Origin of the sequence: Pseudocolwellia agarivorans, from assembly GCF_002000085.1 — a bacterium.
GTDB classification, from domain to species: domain Bacteria; phylum Pseudomonadota; class Gammaproteobacteria; order Enterobacterales; family Alteromonadaceae; genus Pseudocolwellia; species Pseudocolwellia agarivorans.
The window spans coordinates 360,618-367,654 of the sequence record NZ_MUZU01000005.1 but is presented as its reverse complement, the minus strand read 5'-3'; the positions used below and the strand labels follow the sequence as shown (position 1 = coordinate 367,654).

The 7,037-nt window shown below is 35.5% G+C and carries 5 protein-coding genes; 1 reads left to right on the top strand and 4 read right to left on the bottom strand.

Annotated elements, in window-relative coordinates; translation table 11 throughout:
• The first annotated feature begins 395 nt into the window (after positions 1 to 395).
• Positions 396 to 1,136 carry a hypothetical protein gene (locus tag B0X80_RS10600; protein WP_077340129.1) on the top strand — a complete coding sequence of 247 codons (741 nt, stop codon included), beginning with the start codon at positions 396 to 398 and terminating at the stop codon, positions 1,134 to 1,136.
• A gap of 133 nt (positions 1,137 to 1,269) precedes the next feature.
• Here B0X80_RS10600 and B0X80_RS10595 read toward each other — a convergent pair whose 3' ends face one another.
• From B0X80_RS10595 to purH, 4 genes are all read right to left on the bottom strand, one after another.
• The gene (locus B0X80_RS10595; protein WP_245825434.1) at positions 1,270 to 2,796 is read right to left on the bottom strand and encodes a sulfatase; all 1,527 of its coding nucleotides are present in this window, start codon (positions 2,794 to 2,796) and stop codon (positions 1,270 to 1,272) included.
• Between the two features lie 140 nt (positions 2,797 to 2,936).
• Complete coding sequence (gene purD / locus B0X80_RS10590; RefSeq protein ID WP_077340128.1) at positions 2,937 to 4,223, bottom strand: phosphoribosylamine--glycine ligase; 1,287 nt, start codon at positions 4,221 to 4,223, stop codon at positions 2,937 to 2,939.
• Positions 4,224 to 4,298: 75 nt separating this feature from the next.
• Positions 4,299 to 5,111, bottom strand: a complete 813-nt coding sequence (locus B0X80_RS10585) for a class I SAM-dependent methyltransferase (RefSeq protein WP_089024866.1) — start codon at positions 5,109 to 5,111, stop codon at positions 4,299 to 4,301.
• Positions 5,112 to 5,336: 225 nt separating this feature from the next.
• The gene (gene purH / locus B0X80_RS10580) at positions 5,337 to 6,938 is read right to left on the bottom strand and encodes a bifunctional phosphoribosylaminoimidazolecarboxamide formyltransferase/IMP cyclohydrolase (RefSeq protein ID WP_077340126.1); all 1,602 of its coding nucleotides are present in this window, start codon (positions 6,936 to 6,938) and stop codon (positions 5,337 to 5,339) included.
• Positions 6,939 to 7,037: the final 99 nt, after the last annotated feature.

Below are 7,037 nucleotides of genomic sequence, written 5' to 3'. Positions count from 1 at the left end.
TGAAATTCTTTTTAAAAGATTTTAAAAGTTATCTTTTGTTTAATCGACCAATTAAGACTGACTAAACCTATCAAAACTCTCACTTCGCTGTCCTTATTAAGTGAACTCAGTATTTCCTATACTTACCTTCTCTGTGTTTCCCTGAAGAAGTGGAGCGCATTCTAACGATCTTTTTCATCCACGCAAGCTTTTTTTGTCCTTTTTTCTCTTTTTTTATTTGTTTGATTTATATTTGAACTATTTGATTGTTTATGAGACTAACCTTGTAGGTTCTTTGATGAACCTGTAAATTTTATAGTGTAGATAATCTGAAAGTTTTACAACAAAATAATGGAATGTTTATTTAGCTTTAGGTTCATTTATGGTGTTATTCACATAGTTAATAGGCATTAATAATGAAATATGTTTTTATTTTATTGTTGTTAAGTTTTATTAGTATAGGTAGTTTCGCCAAGGAAGACGTATCATCAAAACAGGAATTGTTTATAACTCAATTAATAAATCAACAAACTAAGCAACAAATATCGCTTCGAAAAAGTATAAGTTCAATTTTAACCCGTTATCCCGAACAAATAGATAAAGTATTAAACTCTGCTTTGACTCTTCACCCCGAAGAATACGAACAGATTATGCTAGGTGCTTTAGATGCTGAACCTGTAAATGCTTGTAATGTGGTTGAACATTTTTTAAATAATGATATTGCATCAAGTACTGAGTTAGTAAAAATAGTAGTAGAAGCTGAGCCAGCTTATGCGCAAGAAATATTAAATACAGCTGCGCTACATGATCCTGACAATTTAGAACAGCTTGTTAGAGTTACGATTCAAACAGAGCCCCTTCATCCTAGAGCAATTTTATCAAATACAATGACTAGCTTTCCTGATCGAATGGTTGATGTTTTATCTGGTTTGATAAAGGCAATTCCTGAAAAAGTATCTAAGTGGGTTTCTTATACTTTTTTATTATTTCCTGATAGTGGAGAGCAAATAGTTACTACAGCGATAAGCTCTACAAATTCACAGCACAATCAAGCAATTGTTAAAGCTGCAATAGATGCAGGTTTAGCAAAAGATTTAGCTTTATCTGCTGCTATAGATGGTGGAGCAAAAATGGCCTCTATTAATCAAGAGGAATAATGATGCTAAACGAAACGTTAACCTGTTAGCATCATTATGAACTATTTATCTAACCTCAACTCAGGATAAAAAATTAGATAACAGTCTGAAAAATAAATTGTTATTGATTTTATATATTCTAGCTTGAGGTTATCTAATAAGGTAATTTTGAAGCAGGTGGTAAAGGCACATTATTATGTTTACGCCACATAGATAGTTTATCTACCATCTCGTCAGACTTTTTACTCTCTATTTTAAATAAGTTAGTCGTTTCTTTTGGATCTAAAGCAATATTATAAAGTTCTACATCACCACTCACTAAGTATTGAATAACTTTCCAATCTCCGTCTCTCATTGCACTTAAAGCTGGTTGTTTAGCTGCTGATGCAATATGCCAAAATAAAGGACGTTCCGGTAACGCTTGGTCAAATACTAACGGTAGTATGCTTCTGCCGTCTATTGTTCCAAAATAGTTATTTGTTTCTCCAGCAAGTTCAAGGATTGTTGGAAAGTAGTCTGTAACAAAAATAGGGGTATCAATACGCCCTGCTTTTATATGTGATGGCCAATTCATTAAGGCAGGAACTTTAATTCCTCCTTCATATATGAGACCTTTTTTCCCGCGCATTGTATTATCAACCGTTTGACTACCATGAAAACCATTATCTGATGTGAAAATAATAACCGTATTTTCTCTTAAATTATTTTCATCTAAATATTTAACTAACCGCCCTACATTTTCATCTACAGACTCAACTAAAGTACTGAAAGCCGCCATCTCTTTTCTTAAAGATGAAAATTTACCTGTAATTGGGTCTTTGGCTTTTTCTTGGTATTTTTTTAATAATTTAGGTGAACGAGGAATACTTGGTCTATGCGGAGCATAAAAGTTTAGATTAATCATGAAAGGATGTTGTTTATTTTCTGCAATAAAACGAATAGCTTCATCAGTTAAACGGTCAGATAACCATTCATCATCAGCTTTAGGTTTAATATACGGATTATTGAAAGGTGCAACATAACCACCACTTTTAGACTTGTAACCTTTATCGTAACCACGCGCTGGATCTCCCCACCAGCTGCCACCAATATTACGATGATAACCACGATGTTCTGGATAATACGCTTGATATTCTGGTGTTTGATGTTTCTTTATCCAACTTTTATCACCCGATATAGGCTGTGTACCTATGTCTTTAAAAGGATAATCAACTTCTTTTTCTGGGTAAGGCCCTACTACATGCCATTTCCCCATATGAGCAAGTTTATATCCTGCTTTATTTAATGGTTCTGAAAAAAAGGTATGTTCTTTTTGTACTGTACCACGTGAATATATCGATTCTTCGGCAGTGCCTGTCTCTAATACAGGTACTGCATACACTTGTGTTCTGTATGAGTCTTTTCCTGTAATTAATGCTGCGCGAGAAGGTGAACATAAAGGATACATGTAAGCGTTATTAAACACTTTACTTGTTTGAGCCAATTTATTTAGATTAGGTGTTTCAACCCATTTAATACCATTAAAGCCAACATCGTTATACCCCAAGTCATCAGCTAAAATAAAAATTATATTTGGTGGCTGCTCACCAAGGGTTAGCGCTCTCCCCTCGAGGCTAAAAAAAAACAAAGATAAAAACATAACCTTTGTATATATTCTAAAATTAGATATTGGTAATTTCATTCTAAAGTTTCCTTAACTATAGTAGCTGAGCAATAATAGCAGTAACCGATCTCATTGTCCGCTTACTTTATTTATTCAATATACTAACGTCAAAGCCAGAAAATACTGCCTTTGACGTTTTAATGTTAACTTGATTACTGTTAAGCTTGTTCTCTTTCAATAGCACGGTAAGCAATATCAGTTCTAAATTGTACATCTTTCCATGATATTTGGTTTAACAATACATAAGCTTTTTCTTGAGCTTGGGTTACAGTATTACCCAGTGCTGTGGCACATAATACGCGGCCACCATTAGTAACAACGTTTCCATCAACTAATGAAGTTCCTGCATGAAATGTTTTAGCGTCATCAGCCTTGTTGTTTTCTAAACCAGAAATAACATCACCTTTATTATAACTACCAGGATATCCACCCGCAGCTAACACAACGCCGACGGCAGCACGTTCATCAAACGAAATAGTCGCCGTATCTAATTTTCCTTCACATGCCAGTATACATAATTCAGCTAGATCAGATTGTAAGCGCATCATAATAGGTTGAGTTTCTGGATCGCCAAAACGACAATTATATTCAATAACGTTAGGAGTGCCATTAGCATCAATCATCAAACCTGCATATAAAAAACCTGTATATGGAGCGCCTTCTTTTGCCATACCTTCAACGGTTGGATAAATAACTTCATTCATAATTCGTTCATGAATTTCAGGCGTTACCACTGGCGCTGGAGAGTAAGCTCCCATACCACCTGTGTTTGGACCTTTATCTTCATTGTAGGCACGTTTATGATCTTGGCTGGTAGCAAATGCTAATACATTTTTGCCATCAACCATTACGATGAAACTTGCTTCTTCACCTTCTAAAAATTCTTCAATAACAACTCGATGTCCAGCATCACCAAAAGCATTACCCGCTAACATATCTTTGATAGCGTCTTCTGCTTCTTCTAATGTTAATGCAACGATTACACCTTTACCTGCTGCTAAACCATCAGCTTTTACAACAATTGGAGCGCCCTGTTTTCTAACATAAGCTAAAGCTGGTTCAATTTCGGTGAAATTTTCGTAGTAACCTGTTGGAATATTATTACGTGCAAGAAAATCTTTCGTAAATGCTTTTGAGCCTTCTAATTGAGCTGCTTTTGCACTTGGACCAAAGATTGTTAAACCTTCCGCTTGAAAAGCATCTACTACACCATCAACCAAAGGTTGTTCTGGACCAACAATAGTTAAAGCAATATTATTTGTTTTAGCAAAAGCAACTAAACCAGCTGTGTCGTCAGAAGAAATGTTAATGTTTTCTAATTTATCTTCTGTTGCTGTTCCTGCATTCCCTGGAGCCACAAAGACTTTTTCTATATTTGCTGATTGTGCCGTTTTCCACGCAAGTGCATGTTCACGACCACCACTACCTATTACTAAAACATTCATTTACTCTTATTTCCTAGTGTTTAAAACAATTAACTAAGTGGCACTATAATTGAGCACCACTTAAAAAATGTTAATTTATTTTATAAATTTTAAAGTCATACGATCGCTTTCACCAATCGCTAAATATTTTGCTTTATCTTCATCACCCAATCTTAATACGGGTGGTAAAGTCCAAACTCCCTTAGGATGCTTGGCTGAATCTTTTGGATTTGCGTTAATATCACTACTGTCAGCTAAAGTGAAACCCGCTTCTAGTGCTAATTTTACCGCTAATGTTTCAGGAAAGTAACCGCTGCCCATATTTTCTGAAAAGTTTTGATTTTCAGGCATACGATGTTCAACTACCCCAAGAACACCACCTTTTTTCAACGCGGTATAAGCATCTTTAAAAACCTGTAAAGTGCCGTCTTCTTTCCAGTTATGTAAATTACGAAAAGTAAGCACTAAATCAGCAGTACCTTTCGGTGCTAATGTGCTTTCTTGTCTTGGTACAAAATTAGTTAATTCAACTTCGCTGTAAATATCATTACTTGCTAATTTTTGCTCTAGCTTTTTACGCGAATTACTATAGTAGTTATCTTCACCCGTATCAGGGTAATGAGCACCATATAGTTTACCTTTACCTTTTAAGGCAGGCGCTAAAATCTCAGTGTACCAACCACCACCTGGTGTTAGTTCAACCACCGTCATTGATGAATTAAAACCAAAAAACTCTAAAGTTTCTTTTGGATGGCGATACATGTCACGCGCTTTATTTTTATCTGAACGATGTTCGCCTGCGATCGCTTGTGTTAATTGTGAAGGCTCTGGAATTGTAGAAGCACAAGCTGTTAATAAACTTGCAGAAATGATTGAAGCTGTGAGTAACTTTGTAAGTGTTGTCATTATTATTATCTTCCGTTAACTAAGAATTAAATATAAAAATTAGTTATAACAGACTTTAATGAATATGAGCAGTACATTAAACACTAACTCATTGATTAAAAATAACATTTAATCTTTATAAAATTGTAAAAAAATATATCATGTATAACATGTTATTTTTCAACTTTATGAAAGCAAAGCAGTAGAAAACATTCCGTTTACACTGCTTTGCTAAACAATGCTTACAGCTTAGTGTCTAAAGTGACGCATGCCTGTAAATACCATTGCGATACCGTGCTCATCTGCTGCAGCGATGACTTCGTCATCACGCATTGAACCACCTGGTTGGATCACAGCGGTAATACCTGCTTCAGCTGCTGCATCTAAACCATCGCGAAATGGAAAGAATGCATCAGATGCCATAACAGAACCTTTTACTTCTAAGTTCTCATCAGCCGCTTTAATGCCTGCTACTTTAGCAGAATATACACGACTCATTTGGCCTGCACCAACACCGATAGTTGAACTATTTTTAACATAAACAATAGCGTTAGATTTAACAAATTTTGCTACTTTCCAGCAAAACTGTAGATCGCGCATTTCGTCTTCTGTTGGTTGACGTTTAGTCACAACTTTTAAATCACTCGCTGTAACACGCCCTTGATCTCTATCTTGAACTAACAAACCACCGTTAACACGTTTGTAATCAACACCCGTAGTTTTAGTATTCCATTGACCACATTCTAATAAACGAACGTTAGGTTTAGCAGCAACAATTTGAGCGGCTGCTTCTGAAATACTTGGAGCAATAATAACTTCAACAAATTGGCGAGAAACAATAGCTTCTGCTGTGTCAGCGTCTAATTCACGGTTAAATGCGATAATACCACCAAAAGCGGATGTAGGATCGGTAACATAAGCGCCTTCATATGCAGCTAAAAGATTCTCACCAATTGCTACACCACAAGGGTTTGCATGTTTAACAATAACACACGCAGGTTCTTCAAATTCTTTAACACATTCTAATGCTGCATCTGTATCAGCGATATTGTTGTATGAAAGTGCTTTACCTTGAATTTGGTTAGCTGTTGATACTGAAGCTTCTTCAGGATTAGCTTCAACATAAAAAGCGGCATCTTGATGTGAGTTTTCACCGTAGCGTAAATCTTGTTTTTTAATAAACTGGCTATTTACAGTACGTGGGAATTTATTGCGGTTTGAAAATGAAACATCTTTATCGTCTGAATTATACGCTGGTAACATTTTACCAAAGTAATTTGCAATCATTCCATCGTACGCTGCGGTATGTTCATAAGCGGCAATCGCTAAATCAAAACGAGTTTGATACGTTAATGAATCGTTGTTTGCATCCATTTCAGCTAAAACGCGTGTGTAATCTTGAGCATTAACAACAATAGTTACATCTTTATGATTTTTAGCTGCAGCACGAACCATTGTAGGACCGCCAATATCAATATTTTCGATAGCGTTTTCTAAACTACAATTTTCATCACTTACTGCATCAGCAAAAGGATAAAGGTTTACTACAACAATATCGATAGCACTAATATCGTTTTCAGCCATAACTGCTTCATCAATTCCACGACGAGCTAAAATGCCACCATGAACTTTTGGATGAAGTGTTTTTACACGACCGTCCATTATTTCAGGATGTCCTGTGTAATTTGAAACTTCAGTAACTTGGATGCCATTATCTGCTAATAGCTTTGCAGTTCCGCCTGTTGATAAAATATCAACACCTTTGCCTGCTAAACTTCTAGCGAAATCTACAATACCTGTTTTATCAGATACACTTAATAGTGCGCGCTTAATTGGGCGTGGAGTTTCCATTGCTGTTTTGTTTACCTTTAATTGAGTAACTATGCTAACAAGAACCACTCTAGTTACATGTTACTTAAAATAGAAAAATCGTTTAAAGTAAAATAAAAA

Coding starts and splice junctions, on each gene's coding strand:
- B0X80_RS10600 (WP_077340129.1), top strand. CDS start 396: ATGAAATATGTTTTTATTTTATTGTTGTTAAGTTTTATTAGTATAGGT.
- B0X80_RS10595 (WP_245825434.1), bottom strand. CDS start 2,796: ATGAAATTACCAATATCTAATTTTAGAATATATACAAAGGTTATGTTT.
- purD (WP_077340128.1), bottom strand. CDS start 4,223: ATGAATGTTTTAGTAATAGGTAGTGGTGGTCGTGAACATGCACTTGCG.
- purH (WP_077340126.1), bottom strand. CDS start 6,938: ATGGAAACTCCACGCCCAATTAAGCGCGCACTATTAAGTGTATCTGAT.